At 43.6% G+C, this 23,054-nt stretch carries 17 protein-coding genes; 7 read left to right on the top strand and 10 right to left on the bottom strand.

Going from position 1 to position 23,054, the window contains the following annotated elements; translation table 11 throughout:
• Positions 1–26: 26 nt before the first annotated feature.
• From Q4A89_RS05550 to mnmG, 6 genes are all read right to left on the bottom strand, one after another.
• Positions 27–380 carry an EamA family transporter gene (locus Q4A89_RS05550; RefSeq protein ID WP_303184252.1) on the bottom strand — a complete coding sequence of 118 codons (354 nt, stop codon included), beginning with the start codon at positions 378–380 and terminating at the stop codon, positions 27–29.
• Positions 374–1,402, bottom strand: coding sequence for a beta-ketoacyl synthase N-terminal-like domain-containing protein (locus tag Q4A89_RS05545; RefSeq protein ID WP_303184251.1), 1,029 nt, complete (start codon positions 1,400–1,402; stop codon positions 374–376). The genes Q4A89_RS05550 and Q4A89_RS05545 overlap by 7 nt, the downstream gene beginning before the upstream one ends.
• 6 nt (positions 1,403–1,408) lie before the next feature.
• The gene (locus Q4A89_RS05540) at positions 1,409–2,608 is read right to left on the bottom strand and encodes a beta-ketoacyl synthase (protein ID WP_303184250.1); all 1,200 of its coding nucleotides are present in this window, start codon (positions 2,606–2,608) and stop codon (positions 1,409–1,411) included.
• A gap of 803 nt (positions 2,609–3,411) precedes the next feature.
• A complete protein-coding gene (dtd, locus tag Q4A89_RS05535) occupies positions 3,412–3,858 on the bottom strand; it encodes a D-aminoacyl-tRNA deacylase (protein WP_303184249.1) in 447 nt (148 codons plus the stop codon).
• A gap of 30 nt (positions 3,859–3,888) precedes the next feature.
• Complete coding sequence (gene uvrC / locus Q4A89_RS05530) at positions 3,889–5,694, bottom strand: excinuclease ABC subunit UvrC (protein WP_303184248.1); 1,806 nt, start codon at positions 5,692–5,694, stop codon at positions 3,889–3,891.
• Positions 5,695–5,736: 42 nt separating this feature from the next.
• Positions 5,737–7,614, bottom strand: a complete 1,878-nt coding sequence (gene mnmG, locus Q4A89_RS05525; RefSeq protein ID WP_303184247.1) for a tRNA uridine-5-carboxymethylaminomethyl(34) synthesis enzyme MnmG — start codon at positions 7,612–7,614, stop codon at positions 5,737–5,739.
• A gap of 202 nt (positions 7,615–7,816) precedes the next feature.
• Between mnmG and Q4A89_RS05520 the strand changes: the two genes are divergently transcribed.
• On the top strand, positions 7,817–8,527 hold the full coding sequence (locus Q4A89_RS05520; protein ID WP_303184246.1) for a transporter: 711 nt from the start codon (positions 7,817–7,819) through the stop codon (positions 8,525–8,527).
• A 146-nt stretch (positions 8,528–8,673) separates the two neighbouring features.
• Here Q4A89_RS05520 and Q4A89_RS05515 read toward each other — a convergent pair whose 3' ends face one another.
• From Q4A89_RS05515 to Q4A89_RS05500, 4 genes are all read right to left on the bottom strand, one after another.
• Positions 8,674–9,723, bottom strand: coding sequence for a glycosyltransferase family 9 protein (locus Q4A89_RS05515; RefSeq protein WP_303184245.1), 1,050 nt, complete (start codon positions 9,721–9,723; stop codon positions 8,674–8,676).
• A 21-nt stretch (positions 9,724–9,744) separates the two neighbouring features.
• Positions 9,745–10,359: a DUF4254 domain-containing protein gene (locus Q4A89_RS05510; protein WP_303184244.1), complete on the bottom strand. Its 615-nt coding sequence runs from the start codon at positions 10,357–10,359 to the stop codon at positions 9,745–9,747.
• A 583-nt stretch (positions 10,360–10,942) separates the two neighbouring features.
• Positions 10,943–14,257 carry a TonB-dependent receptor gene (locus Q4A89_RS05505; protein ID WP_303184243.1) on the bottom strand — a complete coding sequence of 1,105 codons (3,315 nt, stop codon included), beginning with the start codon at positions 14,255–14,257 and terminating at the stop codon, positions 10,943–10,945.
• Positions 14,258–14,347: 90 nt separating this feature from the next.
• The gene (locus Q4A89_RS05500; RefSeq protein ID WP_303184242.1) at positions 14,348–15,784 is read right to left on the bottom strand and encodes a bifunctional UDP-sugar hydrolase/5'-nucleotidase; all 1,437 of its coding nucleotides are present in this window, start codon (positions 15,782–15,784) and stop codon (positions 14,348–14,350) included.
• 144 nt (positions 15,785–15,928) lie between these two features.
• Here Q4A89_RS05500 and Q4A89_RS05495 point away from each other — a divergent pair, with 144 nt between their 5' ends.
• The 6 genes from Q4A89_RS05495 to Q4A89_RS05470 all read left to right on the top strand — a co-directional run bounded on the left by Q4A89_RS05495 (position 15,929) and on the right by Q4A89_RS05470 (position 22,916).
• Positions 15,929–16,939, top strand: coding sequence for an ATP-dependent 6-phosphofructokinase (locus Q4A89_RS05495; protein WP_303184241.1), 1,011 nt, complete (start codon positions 15,929–15,931; stop codon positions 16,937–16,939).
• Between the two features lie 114 nt (positions 16,940–17,053).
• On the top strand, positions 17,054–18,199 hold the full coding sequence (locus Q4A89_RS05490; RefSeq protein ID WP_303184240.1) for an isochorismate synthase: 1,146 nt from the start codon (positions 17,054–17,056) through the stop codon (positions 18,197–18,199).
• Complete coding sequence (gene menD / locus Q4A89_RS05485; RefSeq protein ID WP_303184239.1) at positions 18,196–19,932, top strand: 2-succinyl-5-enolpyruvyl-6-hydroxy-3-cyclohexene-1-carboxylic-acid synthase; 1,737 nt, start codon at positions 18,196–18,198, stop codon at positions 19,930–19,932. Before Q4A89_RS05490 ends, menD begins: the two co-directional genes overlap by 4 nt.
• An 18-nt stretch (positions 19,933–19,950) precedes the next feature.
• Entirely contained in the window at positions 19,951–20,775 is an 825-nt protein-coding gene (menB, locus tag Q4A89_RS05480; RefSeq protein ID WP_303184238.1) for a 1,4-dihydroxy-2-naphthoyl-CoA synthase, read from the top strand.
• The gene (locus Q4A89_RS05475; protein ID WP_303184237.1) at positions 20,775–21,845 is read left to right on the top strand and encodes an o-succinylbenzoate synthase; all 1,071 of its coding nucleotides are present in this window, start codon (positions 20,775–20,777) and stop codon (positions 21,843–21,845) included. The genes menB and Q4A89_RS05475 overlap by 1 nt, the downstream gene beginning before the upstream one ends.
• Before the next feature lie 6 nt (positions 21,846–21,851).
• Positions 21,852–22,916, top strand: coding sequence for an AMP-binding protein (locus Q4A89_RS05470; RefSeq protein ID WP_303184236.1), 1,065 nt, complete (start codon positions 21,852–21,854; stop codon positions 22,914–22,916).
• Positions 22,917–23,054: the final 138 nt, after the last annotated feature.

Below are 23,054 nucleotides of genomic sequence, written 5' to 3'. Positions count from 1 at the left end.
TCGATGCTTCTTTGTTTGTTTTTCTCTTACCTTGTCAATAACACAACGCCGCCCATAATCAGGAACACGCCGATCCACCGTGTGAGCGGAACGGTCTCGTGAAAAAAGAAGATCGCGGCCAATGTCCCGAAGATATAGCTGATGCTGATCAGCGGGTAAGCTAATGACAAGGGGTAATGTTTGAGGATATAAAACCAAATGAATGAGGCGGCGACCATCGAAAGACCCGAAGCGAGAAGCTGCCAACTGAGCATGGCCTGACGGAAGAACTTCCATGTCCACGAGAACGCGCCGATGTCGGCCATGGCGAATTTCAGGAAGATTTGTCCTGCCACGAGAAACAAGCACTGCACGGTCGAGCAGCAAAGTAATTTCAGCATGATGACAAGAGGATGAACGAGTGCGACTTATTCTTATAATGGTTGTAGACGAGGATGCGTCTGACGTCGCTCGGAGCCTCTTTGCCTGTGCAGAGGAGGTGCGCCGGCACGTGCCCCCGGCGCAGGCAGGTGGCTGCCACATATACGCCTAACGCAGACGAAGAAAACGACTCGCCGAAGAGGTGTTTGTAGTGCAAGATCGGGAGGTTGCCGAAAAGAGATGCGGAGACGTCGTGATACACGGCGTCGTTTTGGTTATGCGTGTTGATGCCGGTCAACACGGCATCGATATCCGTCGGCTCGCAACCGGCCTTTTCGAGGAGGGTGTCGAGCGTTTCGCGGAGGCGGGCCGTTGTCGGGCGATACATCAGCTCCGCACCGTCGATCCGGCAGAGCGTATGAGCTTGTTTTTCGGTGCCGAGCAGCATGCTGACAGCGGCTTCACCGGCAAAACACCGTCCGGGTTCGAAATCCCAGGTCCCGAGACGATCGAAAAAGCTATAATAATGTTCCGTCAGTTCGTCGTATCCGCCGACGAGCGCCGTCTCGATTTTACCTCTCCCGAATTGCAGGAAGGCGTCGAGCAGCGCATGGTCGAACGATACGCCGCGATGGACGTACGTGTTGTTGTAGCCGTGACACTTCAGGTCGATGGCAACCGTTGCGCTGAGGATGTTGTGCGTCGACTGCATGAAGAACGTCGGTTGCAGGAACTGTTCGTTGTTCTCCATGATGGAGAGCAGGAACTGCTCCGTGTTAGCGATACATCCCAGACCGGTTCCGCTGATGATGGCATCGGGCTTCTCCACGCCCGCATCCTTGAGCGCCAGACGCGACACGACCACGGCACGCTTCAGGAGCGTACACATGCGGCGCGACATCAGGGGCGAAAGATACTCGGAGAATGGCGGGTCGAGAGTAGACACGTACTTCTCGGTGTATGTTATGGGATGCTCGAACCATTCGTCCGAGAGAGGCTGTTGCGCGGAGATTTGCCGGGCTGATTGAATATAGACAGACATGACCGGTTAGATTTTGGATAAGATGATCGCCGAGTCGTTTCCTCCGAAGCCGAACGAGTTGGACAGGACATGACGAAGCGGTTGTTCCGGCTCGGGATTTGTCACCGGCACGAAGTTATGTTCTTCGATCCGGTTGCGGAAGTTCATGTTCACCGGCAGAAAATTATGTTCGAGAGCCAAGAGAGAGACGATGGCTTCGATGCTGCCGGCCGCACTTGTCGTATGGCCGGTATACGCTTTCACCGATGAAACAGGCGGTACCTGCTCGCCGAAGAGGCGCATGGCGGCCAGTCCTTCGGTCAAATCGTTATTGGGCGTACCTGTGCCGTGCGCATTGAGGTGGCCGATGTCTTCGGGCTTCAATCCGGCATCGTCGAGGGCTCCTTTCATCGCCAGATAGGCTCCGAGACCGTCGGGCGACGATGCTGTCGGGTGATACGCGTCGCAGACATTGCTGTAGCCCGATATTTTGCCGATAGGCTTCACGCCGCGGCGCTCCGCCGTTTCGGCCGATTCGAGTACGAGGTATCCGGCTCCTTCGCCCAGATTGATCCCCGCCCGATCGCGGTCGAACGGACGACAGATTTCACGGTCGAGAATCATCAGCGTATTGAAACCGTTCACATGATAGCGCGAAAGGCATTCGCATCCGCCCGCTATGACGATGTCTGCCCGTCCGTCGCGAATCATGTCGCATCCCATCATCAAGGTGTTGGCTGACGACGAGCAGGCCGTCACAACGGTTGAGACCATGCCGAAGCATCCGAAATAATCAGCGATCTGCTCCGTGCACGAGCCGCAATCGTTCAGTTCGATATAAATATTTTTCGAGTCGTTTGTAAGGAAATCGGTGTAGTATCGTTCCGCCTTGTCCATCCCTCCGACGGTGATACCCGAAAGAAATGCGATGCGCAACGTCGCGGAACCGTCAATCTGCGCTTGTTCCATCGCTTCGCGCACAGCCGGGATAGCCAGCAACGACGAACGGATGAACGCGTCCGAGGGCATCAGCCGCGACATCTCGCGCAGCTCACCGTTCGCAAATTTTACTTCGCCCACGGGCAAGCCGGTATGTGTCGTGTGCAGGTATCGTACGGGTCCAACTCCCGTGCGCCGATTCCTCAGCGCCTCGAGCGTCTCCGCCTTACCAATCCCGATCGCCGAGACGATCCCCGCTCCGGTGATGTAAATTTCTTTCCTCTCCATAAGTGGATGTATGACTTTCCGGCTTATGCCTTATCACATTATTGCGTAAAAAACGCAGCAAAGATACGAAAACTCCGGAGAAAGAGGAAAACACCCCAGGGTAAACGCATCAAATTAATTGAAAATGAAAAAAAATAATCATTCAATAGATATCTCAGTATAGATACTTTTAAACGTCTGAACCTGGCGCAAGACTTATAACCAATCTCGTTTTTCTACAGGAAAACTCTTCTTATAACGGCAAAGCATCGTGTAATCCGATACTATCATGATTTTCAACTATCAACATAAATAAACTTTCAACTAGTTTTACATTATTGAAATTTTATTATATAATTGATTATCAGTAATAAATAACACTAAATAATGCTTTCGAAATAAGTTTGTTCACCAACTATTTTCTTCTTTTGGGCGACTTGTTCCCTTTCATCTAATACCGAATCATTCATTACATAATGTTAAACAGCTACGATGACATAAATTTTCGATTGTAGTCTTTCCATTACAATCTTTTGTGCTTCGAATACACGAATAGACCATCAATCAAGTCTGCAAAACTTGATTACGAAAGAAAGAAGTAGGATAATGTATACTAAAAGTATTTCCAAGTTGGTATATAGGTAGTTTCGAACCGGTCGGCAGGTAGTTCTATACCACCCGATGGGTAGCTCCGAACCATAAAGCACCCATAAGAATTTTATAAAGTATATAAAAGGTCTATTAGGATTGTTTTTTAAAGTAGATTAAAAAAGGTTATGTTCAGAATCGGACTTCTATCCCCTACTCCATCCGATGAAATTGTATTAATCGTTCGTATCGACAATGATAGTTACGGGACCATCGTTCAATAAATGAACTTTCATATCGGCACCGAAAATACCTGTTTTTATTCTACGGCCTAATTGTATTTCTATCTCCTTGCAAAACGACTCGTACAACGGAATTGCAATATCCGGTTTCGCCGCCCGAATATATGATGGACGATTCCCCTTTTTTGTCGAAGCATATAAAGTAAACTGACTGACAACTAAAATTTCTCCCCCGATTTCAAACACAGAGTGATTCATCACACCTTCTTTATCATCGAAAATTCTCATATTTACGATTTTTTTCGCCATCCAGACAATTTCCTTATCCGTATCCGAATCTTCGAAACCTACCAAAATTAGTATACCTTTATCAATCTCCGACCGTATTGCTCCATCAATCGTAACCGACGCATGTTGCACGCGTTGTATAACCGTTCTCATATTACAAAAAGTTCTATTCTTTCGCTTATATTATTCCGATTTTTTAAAACCGTTTATTAATATTCCCGCTTTACTCTCTCCTATCAATTCGATGAGTTCGTCCATCGGAGCTTCTCGAATCCGTTTTACGCTCTTGTACTTTTTCAATAACGCTTCTTTCGTCTTTTCTCCGATACCTTTAATTTCATCCAACGCTGAAACAATTTGTTTTTTACTTCGCATTTTCCGATGAAATGTAATACCGAATCGATGAGCTTCGTCGCGGAGATGTTGAATAACTTTCAAGGTTTCCGAATTTTTATCGAGTATGAGAGGAATCGGATCACCCGGATAAAAAATTTCTTCCAACCGTTTTGCTAATCCTACAATCGATATTTTATCTAACAAATCCAATTGCCGAAGCACTTCCGTCGCTGCATTCAATTGCCCTTTTCCTCCATCGATAACAACCAGCTGCGGAAGAGGCGAACCTTCTTCCAGTAGTCTTGTGTAACGACGTGTAACAACTTCTATCATGGAAGCGAAGTCATCGGGACCTACCACCGTCTTTATATGAAAATGACGATAATCCTTCTTCGAAGGTTTTCCTTTTTTAAATACGACACAAGCCGCAACGGGATTTGTACCTTGTATATTGGAATTGTCGAAACATTCTATTTGCATCGGCAGAACAGGTAAATGTAAATCCTTTTGAATCGTAGTCAATAAACGAGTCGACCGTTGTTCCGGATTAAACTTATCCGATTGTTTTAATTTATCGATTTTATATTGCTTTACATTCTGAATCGACAAATCAAGTAATTTCTTTTTGTCTCCTCGCTGTGGAACCGTAAAAATAATACGCTGCGAAAATACACCTTCAGGCATAAAAGGAACGATTATTTCAGATGCATTACTCCGAAATCTCTCTCTCATTTCCACAATTCCTAAACCTAAAAGTTCCTCTTTCGGTTCATCCAGCTTTTTCCGATACTCAATCGTATATACCTGCACAATGGCTCCGTTCCCTATATGCATATAATTAATATAGACGGATTGTTCACTTTCTTCCAATGAAAATACATCTACATTATGCAACATAGGAACAACCGTCGATTTCGAGCGGTAATTTTCAATCAAATCATATTGATGTTTGATTTCCTGAGCTTCTTCAAAACGCATTTCTTCCGAAAGCTTCCGCATTCGATTTAAAAGAAGCGCACTTACCCGCGAACTGTTTCCTTTCAATATTTCCTTTATTTCGGAAATATTCCGATTATATTCTTCTTTGTTTTGCAATCCAATGCAAGGAGCTTTACATCGTTTGATGTGATATTCGAGACAAACTTTATATTTTCCCGAAGCAATAGATTCAGGTGTCAAAGCATGTTTGCACGTCCGAATCGGATACAATTCTTTTATGAGTTGTAACATAACCTTGGCTGTATAAACAGAAGCATACGGACCAAAATACAAATATCCGTCCCTTACAATATTTCTTGTTTGGAATATGCGTGGAAAATATTCGTTTTTAATAACAATGGAAGGATACGTTTTGTCGTCCTTCAATAAAACATTATAACGCGGACGATACTGTTTAATTAAATTATTTTCGAGCAACAAGGCATCTTCTTCCGAATCTACCACAATATATTTTAGGTCATAAATATGTTTGACTAAAACACGCGTTTTCTTATTTTCATGTTCTTTCTGAAAATAAGAAGAAACTCGTTTGCGTAAATTCTTAGCTTTCCCTACATAAATAATCGTTCCTTTACGATCGAAATATTGATAACATCCCGGCTTCTCAGGTATGGTAGAAAGAATTTTTAATATGTAGCTAAGCCTGTCATCCATTCTTCTTTTATAAAATCACGTTCCACGTGGAACATTTTCATATTATCTTCCCAATAGTACTAAAAGAATATTGACGTCACTCGGAGAAATTCCGGGAATACGACTTGCCTGCGCAATTGTTTCCGGATTTATTTTATGAAGCTTTTGACGGGCTTCCGTTGAAAGAGATTGAATCGATAAATAATCAAATTTATCTTTGATACGAATATTTTCCAATCGAGTTACTTTATCTGCAATTTGTCTTTCGCGCCAAATATATCCGCTATACTTTATTCTAATCTCGGCCGCTTCTAAAATTTCATCCCTACGAGAAATCGGAATAGAATCTATTAACTGATTAAATTCAGGTATCACATCTTTTATATCGCAAAATGTAACTTGAGGACGAGTTATAATATCGGCCAATTTATAAGTATGAGGTATCGGAGCCGTTCCCAAAGAAGTTAATGTGTTATTAATTTGAATAGGTGTAACGGAAAAAGAATGAATAAATTCTGTGATTCGACGAATCATTTCTTTCTTCGTTTCCAACAAACCGTAACGATAAGTATCGGCAAGTCCTAATTCGTAAGCTCGTTCAGTAAGACGCAGATCGGCATCGTCTTGACGTAAAAGAATCCGATACTCCGCACGCGAAGTAAACATACGATACGGTTCATCTACTCCTTTTGTCACCAAGTCATCTATCAATACTCCAATATATGCCTCATCACGATTTAAAACAAACGTATCTTCACCGTGACAACGAAGATGCGCATTAATACCCGCTACGATCCCCTGCCCTGCCGCTTCTTCGTAACCCGTAGTACCGTTGATCTGGCCTGCAAAAAATAAATGGGAAATCTTTTTTGTTTCTAACGTATGCAATAATTGTGTAGGATCAAAAAAATCATATTCGATCGCATAGCCGGGACGGTATAATTGTATATCACGAAAAGCCGATATCTTTTGTAAAGCTTTCAACTGAATTTCGAAAGGAAGAGACGAAGAAAATCCATTCAGATAATATTCTTGTGTCGATTCACCTTCGGGTTCCAAAAATAATTGATGTTGTATTTTGTCGGCAAAAGTGACGATTTTCGTTTCGATACTCGGACAATAACGAGGACCTATACTTTGTATCTGTCCATTATACAGAGGAGATTCCGATAATCCTTTACGTAAGACATTGTGACAGGCTTCATTTGTATATAAAGTCCAACAACTTAACTGCTTAAGTTCTCTTTTGACATTGTCTAAATAAGAAAATTTACGAAAATCATTTTCACCTGGTTGTTCGGTAAGTTCTTCAAAATAAACACTTCGAGCATCTATTCGAACAGGAGTACCTGTTTTCATCCGATCGGAAATAAAACCGAGCGAAATCAATTGTTCGGTTAATCCTCCTACAGCCGGTTCCGAAATTCGTCCTCCCGAAAACTGTACACGACCAACGTGCATCAATCCATTCAAAAAAGTACCATTCGTCAAAACAACCGAGTTTGCTCGAAATTCTATCCCTAAGGCCGTCTTTACACCACAAACCCGCCTTCCATTTAAAAGTAATTCACTGACGGTATCTTGCCATATCCACAAATTAGGAAGATTTTCAAGAATTTCGCGCCAAGCTTGAATAAATTTCATCCGATCATTTTGTGCACGAGGACTCCACATAGCAGGTCCTTTACTCCGATTCAGCATCCGAAACTGAATAGCCGTACGATCGGTTACGATTCCCATAAAACCTCCCAATGCATCAATCTCACGAACAATCTGGCCTTTCGCAATTCCACCTACAGCGGGATTGCAACTCATCTGGGCAATTTTATTCATATCCATCGTAATCAGTAACGTGCGCGAACCTAAATTCGCAGCCGCAGCCGCAGCTTCACAGCCTGCATGACCTGCCCCCACTACTATCACATCATAATCGAATCTCATCTACTACTTAGCTTGATTAAAAAGAGGTGCAAAGATAATCAAAGACATACACAAATAAAAAACTCTTCAATAAATCGGTATTGGTTCATTTAATTTGAATCAATAAACAAACATTTTTGAATCGATAATTGTTATACCATGGTAAAACAAATTCAAAAAACAATTATTTATTTATTTATTATACTTAGCGATAAATGTAAGAATGAAAACAATATATTATTTGTTATTTATACTCAGCTTTTTCATATCGGTAAATAGCGCCATAGCACAAACAGAGAATATCAATACAGACAGGCCTGATCAAAGTGACGGAGTATATACAATCCCCAAAAATACATTTCAACTTGAGAACGGAATAACCATAGCTAAACAAACAGTTATAAATAACTTAATGTTACGCTATGGATTGACCCGTTCAACTGAAATACGTCTGTCATTAGATGCAGGTAAAGAATTTGAAAATAAAGGATTACAAGCCGTTTCACTCAGTTTTAAACAAAGAATCATTGAACAAAAAAAAATCATTCCGGCTATGACGCTTGTCGGATATGTAGCATTTGAACAACTTGCAAGTAAAGATTTCAAAGGAAACAGCATACCTTTTGAAATCAAAATGGCCTTCGAAAACGAAATCAATGACAAATTTTCGATCGGATATAATATAGGTACTTCCAATCAATTCAAAAACTTAAACTTATCAGCAGCTCTCGGATATAACATAACAGACAGAATTTTTACTTTTATTGAGTATTTTTCTACTCTTTCGAAAGATGGAAACGAACATAATATAGATACAGGAATCTTGTATATCCTCAATCCAAAACTACAAATAGACATCGCCTACGCGCAACCTCTTCACGGTTTAGATAATAAACCTTTCGGTACGATTGGAATTTCTTATTCCTTTCGATAAACCGAAAACAATAAAAATAATCCGTGATAAACTATAAAATATTTATAATCAATAAAAATATACTAAAATAACTTCCGAAATACCCCTACCCTATTCGAAACATCAATATTCTTTTCTGAACCTACCTATACAATCTATTACTTCACTTAACAGAGAAGATAAGTACTTAACATTTCATCAAGTCCTTCCCAAACACGTTCGGTCGTTAACAATCCGAAGCGTTCTTCTTTTGTCATTGTTCCGTCATCGGGAAGAATATCATCCGGACTTATGCCTTGAAAACGTACATGATGTCCCGGAAGCCAAAGACTTTTACGTATTCCGGGAGGATAAATAGCAAAAGAAGGTATATCTAAAGCCTGAGCAATATGACGAGGACCTCCTTCATTTCCAAAAAAGAAATCGCAAAGGGACGTAAGGGCACGTAATTCCTGAAGCGAATTCGCTTCAATGTTCATAAAAATATGAGGATCTCTACCTAAATCTTCATATAATCGATTACAAATTCCTTTTTCACGTTCACCAGCATAATTAAAAATGATTTGCGGATGATATCTTTCGATCATTTTTTCAATCATTACCTTCATACGTTCCATATCCCAGCCTTTTCCGACGATGCGAGTAGCAACAGCCGCAAGAACTATAGGACGCTTAAAATCGATTCCCTGACGCTCCATATACGAACGGTAAACCTCCTTCTCTTCGTCGGGAACAAACAAACAAAACGAACTGTCATATTTGACTTCAGTAATTTTTTCCAAAGGTTCCAACAGTCTTAAATTACATTGTACCATATCTAACGAACTATCATCCCGATTAGGTACTCGATAATTATTCAGAAAAAGACTGTAGGCTTTCTTTGTTCCTATGCGAAAAGGCGTATGTAACGAAAAAAGACTGAAAAATAAAGTCTTCACCGTAGCACGCATATCGATAATCACATCATAATGCGTCTCACGCATTAAACGACGGACACGTTTTAAATACTTCAGTAGATTATGGTTTTCTTCGTCACTGAAGGTAATAATCCGATCTATATCGGGATGACCTTCATACAAAGAGGCTATATTGTCATTTAAAACAAAATCGACCTGAACTCCGGGAAATGTTTTTTTCAAACTCTTGCATACCGAAACAGCCAAAACAGAATCTCCTACTCGTCGGAAACGAATCACCAACGCTCTTTTAATCGCCATTCGTGATCTCATTGCCGAAGTTCACTTCTTACTATATAAAACAGGATTAAGCGACGGATCGTTATACATCTTCATTTGCTTATAAACTTTCATATATTTCCGTCCCTCGCTGATATCTTTTAACAGTTGATCTAATGCCGTTGAAAGATCTTTCTTCTGTTCAAGCAATACCGCCAGTTTCCGGCGACAAGCATCAAGATGATCAGCCTCAGCATCTGTACGATCAGCCTCAGCTTTCATATGATAAATCTTCAATACCAGAATCGAAAGACGATCGATTGCCCAAGCGGGACTTTCCGTATTGATAGTCGCCTCAGGTAATACACAAACATCTTTATATTTATCAAGAAAATAGCTATCAATCCGTTCGACTAAATCCGTTCGATCCTGATTGGATTTATCGATTCGGCGTTTGATAACCAGCGCTTCTGAAGTATCTATATTCGGATCACGAATAATATCTTCGAGATGCCACTGTACGGCATCGATCCAATTCTTCAAATAGAGATACCATTCAATTTTTTCTTGCGAGTAAGGATTTCGAATCATGGCATCCACGTCATCTGTTAAGTGGTAATCGTTTGTAGCCTGTTCAAAAATCGGATAACATAGTTCACTGAAACGTTCCATAAACATAAATTTTTAAAGTCCACAAATATACGTAACTCTTTCCGATATGCAAATTCCGTTCTTTTGATTACAGCAAATCGACACGAGGCAAAGAAGATTTCAACTACTTTTTGTGGGTATATACATTAGATTAATTTTTAAAAATCTATAATGATATAGATAATAGGCTGTTTAAAGTGTTGAAATTTTTTTCGATGATTTTTTGTATTTCATTATTTCAAATGAATAGATCGTTTTTTGAGTAAGATATAAACAGTTTAAATAATTGGTATACAGAATTTTAAAATATATTATAAACAAAGTTTGAAAACTTTTTCAGGGGATATTTTCAGACTGTAAAAACCGTTTTTTTGGTGGATTTTGTCGTTTGAAAAATACATAAAAGAATTCGTATCATTTTTTGGGGAGGTAAATTTGATGTCTGTTTGAAAACAGCATGAATGAATCAAATTCTTTTTTCCGTTTTTATAAACAACTTTTTCCTGAGTTTTCAGCTTCCTTCTTTCTTTTCAAAATGGCTGATAAAAAAAGGAGGTGCATCGTGCATTACGACACACCTTCAATAAAATATTGATTTTAAATATATTTTTTAGTTGAAAATGTATCTTATACCAATTTGCATTTGCCAGCAGTTCGAACTGTTCAGATATGGTTCGTATGTATTGGTATAAAGTCTTTTTTCTTTGTTTATCGTATTATAACCCATCGAATATGTCGGTGTACCTTCAACATTTTTTCCTTCATATTTCAGTATTTTTCCAAAGTTAGAAGGTGAAGTCGTTTTTGTTACGCCCCATGCACTGTTGAGTAAATTACCGATATTCAACATATCGAGAGATACTTGTAAAATATTTACAGATTTTCTAACCTTCATTTTAAAATCTTGAGCAATCTTTAAATCGAACCGATGGATCCATGGCAGGAAGGCACCATAAGCTTCTGCATATTCTCCCTTATGTTTTTTAAGATAGCTGTCTTGTTCTATGAAATTCCAGAAGGCATCAGCTTGTTGAGCTGCAGTGAAACCGTTTTTATCCACAAATTTCAATTCTTCTTTCGTTTTTGGGATGTAAATCAAATCGAATGAATTTTTATCTCCGTTCATATCATTGCTGTAATAGTAATTATATGATCCTGTGGAGAATCCTGCATAATAAAGACCTACTGAAGTTGCAAAATTTTTAGCGTATTCTTTTTTGTATGTAACCGAAGCTATCAGTTTGTCGGGTGTTAAGTATTGTGAATTATGTAGCAGAGCATTATTCGGACCGTCTATACTGTATAAATTCTGCCATGCGGAATAAGCCTGACTACCCGGTAAACCTGTGATTTCTTTTGCCCATTGATGCGTGTAAGAAAGCATAAGATTCAAATTTTTTATCGGTTCAGCCGTTACCATTGCATTGACGGAAGCACTGTAACCTTCTTTTGAGTTATCGAGGATGATAGCACCTCCGGTTACGTTTTTATCAACAAGGTAATTTTTTGTTGAAGATGTTGTATAATCCAAACGATTGTCCGGACCTGAGAAACGTTCTAAATTCCCATTATTTACAATGTTCCAATTACGCATTACGACAGCATTCAAATCTTTATTATACATTCCTTCGAGTGTAAATGTCATTGGAAATGAAACGGGTAAAGTATAGTCGACAGCTAGTGTATTTTTCCACACTTGTGGCATTTTAAAATTGTTTACGATACCGACTACTGTTGCTCTTGAAGCCGTTGCGTCAGAATTCCCATAAATGGAAGTAGTAGGAAGATTTAATGTTTGAATCATCTGATTGACGTCTGTCAGCATATTATTTTTAAATTTTTCAAGTGTTTTTGCTTCTGTAATGCTGACCGTATTTTGTATCATGGAACCGTTTGTCGGCATGTTTGTAAGGAATACCAATGGAATACGTCCGGTAAATACACCCGTTCCTCCACGCAGGACCAGCGATCGATCACCCATGAGATCGTAATTGAAACCTACACGGGGCGACAAAAGTAATGCGGCATCCGGCCATTTGCCCGTATTTACACGCGGCGATTTAAACGATGAATAATTTGGATCATTTTTGGCAATGAAATGATCTTTCCAATCGAGTTTCAGATAAGCCTGATTCGTTTCGATATTAGTCGTAAAGTTCAATATGTCGGCACGTAGACCATAGGTAAGTCTGAAACGATCGGTAAGATTCCATTCATCTTGTAAGAAAAGTCCCGATTGAAGGAAAGCTACTTCAGCAACAGGATTCGTTTCTCCATTGTATCCGTAAGTTAATCCGAAGGCAATAGGAGCTGCACCTTTTTTGAAATCGTCGAATGATTCATATTTATAATAGCCTGTTCCAAAACGCATAAATGAATTTCCGGCTTTTTGGTATTCGATATTCAAACCACCGATTAATTTATGCTTTCCTAATGTCCATGTAACATGGTCTTGTAAATTAACTACATTGTTTTTTACTGCATTATTCCATGTAAAAAGTTCGTATCCGGCAGACATGAATGCATTTCCGTTACCATCCCAAATATCAATAAAAGGGAATGGAGAAGAGTCTGAACTCCGTTCGTCTCGAATGTCAGAATACGTAAAAAGTAAACGGTTTGTCAAATTATTGCTAAAGCGACTATTTAATTCGCCTGTGACAGACCATACATTGTTTTCCATACCATAACATGCATTACGGAAAGAAAAAGCCTGATCAGAAATACGATAGGATGTAGCGCGTGAACCGACTGTAGAAGTTCCGTTCGGAACGTTCATTGTTTTATTTGTCGTGTAGTTGAAGCGAACGCTCAGTTTATGAGAATCGTTGATGTTCCAATCCAGACGAGCCAATGCTTTATAATTTTTCGTACCTCCGTCGCTGAAGTCTGTGTGTGAACCGGCATTATATCCGTATTTGTCACGCAGGATGGTTGAAAATTCTTCCATTTCGGCAGCTGTAACACGCGAAATTTGTGCTGCACCATTACCTATACCATCAGTTGAAAGGCGATACTTCGTAATCGGTTCGGGTGAATTTTCATATTCACCGTTGATAAAGAAGAACAATTTATTTTTGATAATCGGGCCTCCGAGTGTAAAACCGTAAGTTTCGGTACGTTCTTTGGCTCTTTCTCCCAAATCGTGACCATTTACTTTATTACCACGTAAGTTTTCGTTCCGTTGATACGTATAAACCGTTCCTTTGAAGATGTTTGTACCTGATTTTGTAATGGCATTGATTCCACCGCCCATAAAGTTTGTTTGACGTACGTCGAAAGGTGCTACAACAACTTGTAATTCTTCGATAGCATCGAGTGAAACGGGATTTCCTCCTCCCGGAAGACTGCTCGAAAGCCCGAAATTGTTGTTCAAGTTTGCACCGTCGATTGTAAACGTATTTGTTCGTCCGTCACGGCTTGCGATAATCGTTCCACCACCTGAATAGGGAGAGAGGCGTGTGAAATCGGTCAGACTTCGATTAATGGACGGAAGAAGTTGTAACTGACGATTCGAAACGTTTGTGGCTGCTCCTGTTTTCATTCCTGTAAATTTAGATGAAACAGCTGTTACCATCACTTCGTTGAGTTCTGTCGTGTTTTCACTCATCACTGCGTCGAGTACGAACGTTTCACCAAGTTGTAAGTTAATATCTGTATATTCTAATGTTTGATAGCCGACGTACGACATCGATACTTTGTATGGTCCTCCGGGACGCATACCTTCAATAACATATCGCCCTTCTACATTGGTGATTGCACCGTACTTCGTTCCCGAAGGTTCATGCTCCGCCACAATTGTGGCTCCGATAAGGGCTTCGTTATTTTCCGTGATTTTTCCGCTGATGGCGGATGTTGTGATCTGAGCTGTTGCTGAAATAGCAACAAATAAACTCATGAGAAGAAATAGATAAACCTTTTTCATAAACAATAAACTTCTTTTGTGTGTAAATATTTGATTCTGATAATAATGTTGCTTATAATGTTATTTATTTAATTATTGAGTGTTTTATTATTATTTTTCAATGATTTCCGTACGCGGATGTTGCGGTACAATTTGTTTTTTGTTTCGGATATATTCCACAGTTGTTTCCTCCGATGTTTTATTGGTGATCTGCGGCGCTTTTTCATGATCATACGTATAAGCCGATGCGAGATAATCATTGATCCCGACTCGGTAATACTTGTTTTCGTTGAGCGGTTTTCCGTTTGCCATTTTCATTTCGATGCGTTCCGCTTCGCCGTCTTTTGTGAAAATTTTATACGTCATCCCCGATACGAACAGATCGGCACGCCTGTTCTTGCGTTTATGAGAATTTTTGATGAGTGAACGGATTTCGTTCGGTTTCATTTCGATGATCACGATACGGTTGTTAAAAGGATCCAGTTCATAAATTTTACCCATGGTAAGCTCACCTTTTTCAATTCTCCCGATGCGTACTCCACCGGCATTTTGGAAGGCAAAATCCGTTTGATGTACGTTGACGATAGCATCCGTCATCAGGTTGCCAAGCGCTTCTTTCCCGTCAAATTGTTTACCTACTTCTCCAATGATCTCGTTCATCGGTGATTCGTCGCGGTATTTGGTGATCAATGCTTTGATGGATTCGTCTTCGTCACTCAATTTGGCCAGATTGATTAATTCGTTTTTTCTTTCGACTACTTTACCGTTTTTGACCGTAATCGTTGTTTTCCCGATGTATTTCAGGTATTCGTTTGCCTGTGTGATCAAGACGTTGTTTACGATGATTCCCGTGTCGAGTTTCGTATGCGTATGTCCCCCTACAATCAGATCGAGTTCGGGCATACGTTCGGCAACTTGTTTATCCGTATCGAGTCCCGTATGTGTCAAAGCGATAAACACGTTACATTTATTTCGCATCTCGCGCAATCTATAGAGCGCTTCGACAGGGTCTGTAAACGTGATGCCTTTAACTTTGTCGGGATGTGTGGCAGGAATGAGTCGACCGTTTACGTTTTCGATTTGGACGGCTGAAATGATTCCGATTTTCACCCCGTCGATTTCGATCATGGCCGAAGGTTCGGGTTGTTTGATGCAAAGGCTGTCGCTCACCGTCATATTGGCACAGAGGAACGGAAATTCGGCTTGAGCGATACGGTCGCATAAAATTTGTTGACCATAGTCGAATTCGTGATTGCCGAATACCGTAAAATGGTATCCGATACGGTTCATCAGGTCGATTATGGGGAAGCCGTTACCATATTTCGGACAATAATCGACGATCGGATTGCCCGAGAATAAATCGCCTGCGCTTAATACCAATACATTCGGATTCTTTTGTTTTTCTTGTTCGACGTAAGCCGCTACTTTCGCGTAATCATCGATATGTGCGTGCATATCGTTTGTTGAAAGTATGACAATCTGCTTATCCTGTTCCTGGCATGCTACGAAACAGAACAGTATTGTCCAAAGAGTGAGTTTCTTCAACATAAATTCCGTTTTTTTATCTTTGGGGCAAAGGTAGTATATTTTATATTACATTAGTGTTGCTTTGCTGTTTTTTATTGTTTACGTTTCGTATCCTTCCGAAAAAACTTATCTTTGTGCGAGGTAGTTCTTTAACGGATAAGATGTATGAAGATCGGTATTCTTTCGTCGGGTGGAGATTGTCCCGGCATTAATGCGACGATTCGCGGAGTAGGCAAAACGGCTATTATGCACTATGATATGGAGGTGATAGGTATCCATAACGGCTTTACGGGGTTGCTTAATCGCGATGTGGAGGTGTTCACCGAACGGACGCTTTCAGGTATTCTGAACCTGGGAGGGACGATTCTCGGGACTTCGCGTGAGAAACCTTTCAAAAAGATTATTCAGTCCGGCGACAATAAAAAGCCGGAAATCATCCGTCAGAATTATATCGATATGGGACTTGACTGTCTTATCTGCATCGGCGGAAACGGTACGCAGAAGACGGCCAACAAACTTTCCCAAATCGGTCTGAATGTGATTGGAGTACCTAAGACAATCGATAATGATATTTACGGCACGGATATTACGTTCGGGTTTGATACGGCGGTCAATATTGCAGCCGAAGCCATCGATCGGCTACATTCGACAGCCAGTTCCCACAAGCGCGTGATGGTGGTCGAAGTGATGGGGCATAGCGTCGGATGGATTGCGCTCTATGCCGGGATGGCAGGCGGGGCAGATATTATCCTTATTCCCGAATTGGGTTTTGATATTCATAAAGTCAATGAAAAGATATTGCACCGTTTGCATCTCGGCAAACCGTATTCGATCATTGTGACGGCGGAAGGACTGAAGACAGACCGTCCCAGTCCCGCCGATTATATTTCGCATGCCGTGGAAGAGGCGACAGGTATCGAGGTGCGTCAGACCGTACTTGGATATATTCAGCGCGGTGGAAACCCCTCGCCGTTCGATCGCAATTTGGCTACACTTCTTGGCGGTCATTCGACCGAGCTTGTGGCTCAAAAGCAGTTCGGACGTATGGTCTGCTTAAAAGACGGGAAAATCGGCTCTGTGCCGCTCGCTGAAATTGCGGGAAAGACGAAGCGCGTATCACCCGATAATGATCTTATTAAACAAGGGGAGCGTATGGGAATCTCGTTCGGAGTATAGGTGGTTGATTTTCGAAAGTATTTTTTGAGGAGATAAAAGTAGTAAACGATAATTAATCCGTATTTCTTGTCGTTTTTTTTTCGCGGAAATTCAGCTTTTTTCTATGTTTGCAGTATGTGTAAGAAATATCTTCCTGTGGGTATGAAAGAGGCGGTGACTCATTGTCTGGATTCTTTCGTACCGTTTTATTTATACCGTTTGCCCGAGCGGGAGGGAGGACGGCTGGGTTTCGGAGTTTCGCTTAGCGGACGAATAGAGCGTAAGACGGCGGATTTTTCCGTTCCCGGTTTTGTTGCGGTTCCTTTCGATTCGGAAGAAGAGGCTTACTTTATTCCGGGGGAATTCGAATGTGGGGGAGATTTGACGGATAAGGCGGTGCGGGATTTGAAGAATGCCGTATTCTCCGGTATCCGTATGCCTTGTCCGGAATCCGGAGATATGGATAAGGAAGCTTACCGTACGGCTTTTGAGGAGATTATGCGCCGGATAGATTCCGGGGTATTGGAAAAGGTCGTTTTATCCCGCACCTTGACCCTTAAGAGGGACGATTCCGGATTCTCCGACGTTTTTTCTTATTGGGAGTTGCTCCGGAAGGCTTATCCCCATGTTTTCGTTTTTCTCTATTTTATTCCGGGAAAGGGAGTATGGGCAGGAGCGAGTCCGGAACTCCTGTTGGATTATGCGGAAGGACGTGTAAAGACCATGGCTTTGGCCGGAACCAGGCCCGTATCTTTCGAAGGCGAGTTGCTTAAGCCGTGGACACAAAAAGAGATAAAAGAGCAAGGAGTAGTCAGGGACTATATCCGGGGAGTACTTGAAACCCGTTGTCGCAGCGTAGAGATGTCGGAGACCCACACCTTTATGGCCGGTAATATTTGCCATTTGTGTACGGATTTTACGGCTTTGACCGGAGACGGCTTAGAAAGCTTGCTCAAGGCGCTTCATCCTACCCCGGCACTCGGCGGATTCCCCCGTGAGGAAGCTTTGGCGTGTATCCGGGAGGTAGAGGTGCATGAACGCAAATTTTACGGAGGATATTTGGGGCCTGTGGGTAAGGATGTTGCAAGATTGTATGTGAACATCCGCTCGATGGAGCTGTTTCCCGGGGCATTCCGGCTTTATGTGGGAGGAGGTATAAACGGAGATTCGATATTCGAAGACGAATGGGAAGAGACCTCGGATAAGGCGGCTACTCTTTTGAATGTGCTTGGAATACATTCCGTCGCGGATAAGGCGAATTTTAATGATAATGCAAGATGATGGATTCGAATTATTCGGATAAGAAAGGCGTAAGCGTATTGATGGATTTATTCGAGATGAAGGGCATACGTAAACTCGTTATGTCGCCCGGTTCGCGAAATGCTCCTCTTCTGTTTTCTTTCTCCCGGAATCCCGCTTTCGAGAAATACGTGATCGCGGATGAGCGTTCCGCCGGTTTTTTCGCTCTCGGATTGGCTTTGGCTTCCGGTGAAGCCGTAGGATTGGTTTGTACTTCCGGTACGGCCATGTTGAATTATGCTCCTGCCGTTGCCGAGGCTTTTTACAGGGGAATTCCTTTGGTTGCGGTAACGGCCGACCGTCCCGCCGAATGGATCGACCAAGACGAGGGACAGACGATTCGACAGGAGGGAGCTATGGCCGGTTTCGTTAAGTCGTATTGCAGCCTGAGAGCGGAATTCGATACTTCCGCCTCGGCATGGTATGCCAATCGCCGTTTGAATGAGGTGTTGAACCATGCGCTGATGCCCCGGCGAGGACCCGTACACATCAATATGTCGTTTTGCGAACCGCTATACGGGACTTCCTCCGGATATTCCGGAAAAGAGCGGGCGATAACGTTCGTGAGGGAACGGCAAGAATTGCCGGAAGAGGTATGGGATATGCTCGTAAAGCGGTTTTTGGAAGCTCCCAAAGTGATGATCGTCGCCGGTTTTTATCCTCCCGACGAAGACGTGTCCGCCGCATTGCAGGATATATGCAAATTCCCCCATACGGTTTTGTTTGCCGAGAGTCTCTCCAATATCCGTACGGATACGGGGATAGGTACGGTAGACCGGGTATTGGCCGCAGCCGGAGAAGACGAATCGCTTTATCCGGAACTCCTTATTTCTTTCGGAGGCTCATTGGTTTCCCGTATGTTGAAAACTTTTTTACGTAGGGCGAAACCTTCGGAGCATTGGGGGATAGACGAGAGGTTTCCGGCTCCGGACACTTTCTGTGCGCTTACCCATCATATATGTACGGGGGCTTCGGGCTTTTGGAAGGAATTCGCCGGACGGTTGAAAGATAAGGCACCGGAGTCCCTCTCACCGGAAGGAGTTTCCTACGCCGGTTCGTGGCAGAGGGTAAAACGGAAGGCAGAGCTTCTGCACCGTACCTTTATGGCGGATGCGGGATGGAGCGACCTCAAGGCTTTCGAAGTGATTTTACGGCATATTCCCCATGATGCTGCTTTGCATGCGGCTAATTCCACGCCCGTACGTTATCTCCAATTATTCGAACACACGCATTATGCGGGAGGAGAATGGAGCAATCGGGGAACCAACGGAATCGAGGGGGCCACTTCCACGGCAATGGGGTTTTCCGAAGTATATTCCGGGATCACCGTTTTGATTACGGGAGATCTGAGTTTTATGTACGATTCCAATGCTTTGTGGATGCCTTATGTAAACGGGCGGATGCGGGTGATCGTGATGCGTAACGGCGGCGGGGGGATATTCCGTTTTATTCCCGGGCCGGATTCTTTGAAGGAATTGGAGACCTGTTTCGAGACTCCGCTCGAAGTTCCCGTAAGGGAAATGGCCGGAGCTTACGGATGGAGATATATGAAGGCCGCTTCCGCCGAAGAACTGGAAACGGTGTTGCCTTCGTTTTTCGCATCCGGCGACAGGGCGGTCCTGCTCGAGGTGGAAACGCCGAGGTTTGAAAACGCCCCTGTATTGAAATCGTATTTTACATATATTTCGGGGGAGTCTTACCCCGTAAACCGATAGAACTTACAATTAAAACAGATGAATATGAGAGAATGGAAGGAAATAAAGAAATACGAGGATATTTTATTCGAGTATTTCGAGGGAATAGCCAAGATAACCATCAACCGGCCTGAGGTTTATAATGCTTTCCGGCCGCAGACGAATACCGAAATTCTGGATGCCATGGATATATGCAGGGAGCGTCCGGATATAGGTGTAGTCGTTTTGACCGGAGCCGGCGATAAGGCTTTTTGTTCGGGAGGAGATCAGCATGTGAAAGGGATGGGAGGATATATCGACGGAGGAGGTGTTCCCCGATTGAATGTATTGGATGTGCATAAGGCCATCCGTTCTCTGCCCAAGCCCGTCATTGCCATGGTCAACGGTTATGCCATAGGAGGAGGGCATGTGCTTCATGTGGTATGCGATTTGACGATAGCGGCCGAGCATGCCCGTTTCGGACAGACCGGGCCCAAGGTCGGGAGTTTCGACGGAGGTTTCGGTTCTTCTTATCTTGCCCGTTGTGTAGGTCAGAAGAAGACGAGGGAGATCTGGTTTTTATGCCGTCAGTACACCGCTGCGGAGGCTGAAGCTATGGGGATGGTAAACAAGGTGGTACCTGCCGCGAGGTTGGAGGACGAAACGGTGGACTGGTGCAAGACGATATTGAGCCGGAGTCCGATGGCGATCCGGATGATTAAACGGGCTTTGAATGCGGAGCTCGACGGTCAGAGAGGATTGATGGAGTTTGCAGGGGATGCCACCCTTATGTATTATCTTATGGAAGAAGCTCAGGAGGGGAAAAATGCCTTTTTGGAAAAGCGGACTCCGGATTTCGACAAGTTCCCTAAATTCCCGGGTTGATGCTTAAGGCTGATTATATCCCCTATACCTTGAAATTCAGGGAGCCGGCAGGGACGTCGCGGGGCGTTTTGCATACCAAACAGACTTATTTCGTGAGGGTATACGACGATGCTTTCCCCTCTTGGGCAGGTTACGGAGAGGCGGCTTTATTCCGGGGATTGAGTGCGGAAGAGGGAGCGGATTACGAAGAGCGGCTAGCGGAGGTTTGCAACGACGTTTGCGGGTTTACTCCCGACGCCTGGCAGGCATATCCTTCTTTGTGTTTCGGGATGGAAACGGCGCTTGCCGACTTCGAGGGCGGGGGATTGCTTTTTCCCTCGGCTTTCACTTCCGGCGAGGCGGGGATTCCCATAAACGGTTTGATATGGATGGGGAGCTTCGAAGCTATGCGGAGGCGTGTGGAGGAGAAACGGGAGGAGGGTTTCCGCTGTATAAAACTTAAAATCGGAGCTATCGATTTCGAATCGGAACTCGCTTTGGTGCGGATGGTCCGCGAGAAATTCGGGAAGGATGCCGTTATTCGTCTCGATGCGAACGGAGCTTTCGGGGAAGAGGAAGCCATGTATAAATTGGAACGTTTATCCGCCTTCGGTATCCATTCGGTGGAGCAGCCCGTCAGGGCCGGGAATTACGGGGCTATGCGCAGGATTGCGGCGAATGCCCCTATTGCCGTGGCCTTGGATGAGGAATTGATAGGCTTATACGATGAAACTTCCAAACGGGAGATGTTAGCTTATATCCGTCCGGCCTGTATCGTACTCAAGCCTTCGCTTGTCGGAGGTTTTTACGGCACGGAGCAATGGATAAGGATTGCCGAATCCATGGGGATAGCGTGGTGGATCACTTCCGCTTTGGAGTCGAATATAGGCCTGAATGCCATTGCCCAGTGGACCTATGTTCATGGGAATCCCCTGCCTCAGGGATTGGGTACGGGCGCTTTGTTTACGAATAATACGGATGCGCCTCTTTATACGGAAGGCGGTTATTTGAGATATGCCGGAGGGAAGAGACCTTCCCGTTGCGATGTCGAGGCCTTGTTCCGGGAAAGATACGGGAACGGGGGATTGTAAACGGATATGGAACGGGGACTTATGAAAATTCTGTATGAAGACAGGTATTTCGGTTTGCGGGAGGTAGCCGCCGGAGCCTTGGGAGATGATGTCCCGTGGAAATCCGCATTGCGTGCATTCGTGTCGGAATGGTGCGATTCCCGGGACTTTATAGAGGTGCGTACTTCCGGTTCTACGGGTATGCCCAAGCTTATCCGTCTGCCTAAAAAAGCGATGGCGGCTTCGGCACGGCTGACCAATGCTTTTTTCGACATATCCCGGGATTCCGTACTGATGCTTTCGCTTCCGCTTTCTTATATAGCCGGTAAAATGATGGTGGTAAGGGCGTTCGAAGCAGGGGCCGTTCTGTTGCCGGAACCTCCCTCTTCTTTGCCTCTTTCCTTCCTGCATACGAAGGTCAAACTCGGAGCACTCGTACCCCTGCAAGTGGAGGACATCCTGTCTTCGGGGGAATGCCACCGGTTCGAAAAGGTGGAAAATCTTTTGATAGGAGGAGGCCCCCTGGCACAGACTGCGAGAGAGCGGTTGGCGGATATTCCCACCCGTTTTTTCGCTACTTACGGAATGACGGAAACGGCATCCCATACGGCTCTTATGCGATTGAACGGAGCGGAGGCTTCCGCTTGTTTCGAGGCATTGGAAGGAGTACGTTTCCGCCGGGACGAATCCGGATGTCTTTGCATACATGCTCCCCATATTCGGGAATCGGAGTTTTGCACCCGGGACATGGTGGAGCTCGTAGATGAGAGGCATTTCGTGTGGAAAGGGCGTTTGGATTACGTAATCAATAGCGGGGGGATCAAATTCTCCCCCGAGGAATTGGAAGACCTCGTTTTCCGGGAGATGGAAGTCCCTTTTTATATCGGTTCTCTGCCCGATAAACGTCTCGGGGAACGTATCGTCATGGTGGTGGAGGATATGGAGTGGCCGCCGGAAAAGCGCAGGAAGATGGATGCGGTTTTCCGGAAACTGTTACCCCGTCATGCCATCCCCCGCGAGATTATATATACCGAACGTATTCCCCGGACGAAATCCGGAAAGATTATCCGTTCCCGAAATATGGATTCTTGAAGTTGAAAACTGTAATATACCGTTGTTGTACAATAAGCGGTTGCAGGACTGGTGATTTTTATCCCCTTTATCCCCAAAATCGCCGCGTGTCGGTATTGAGACCTCATTCGTATCCCTACTAACACACCATTAGTAACA

Origin of the sequence: Tannerella sp., from assembly GCF_030528505.1 — a bacterium.
GTDB lineage: Bacteria > Bacteroidota > Bacteroidia > Bacteroidales > Tannerellaceae > Tannerella.
This window is presented reverse-complemented; position numbering and strand designations above follow the sequence as displayed.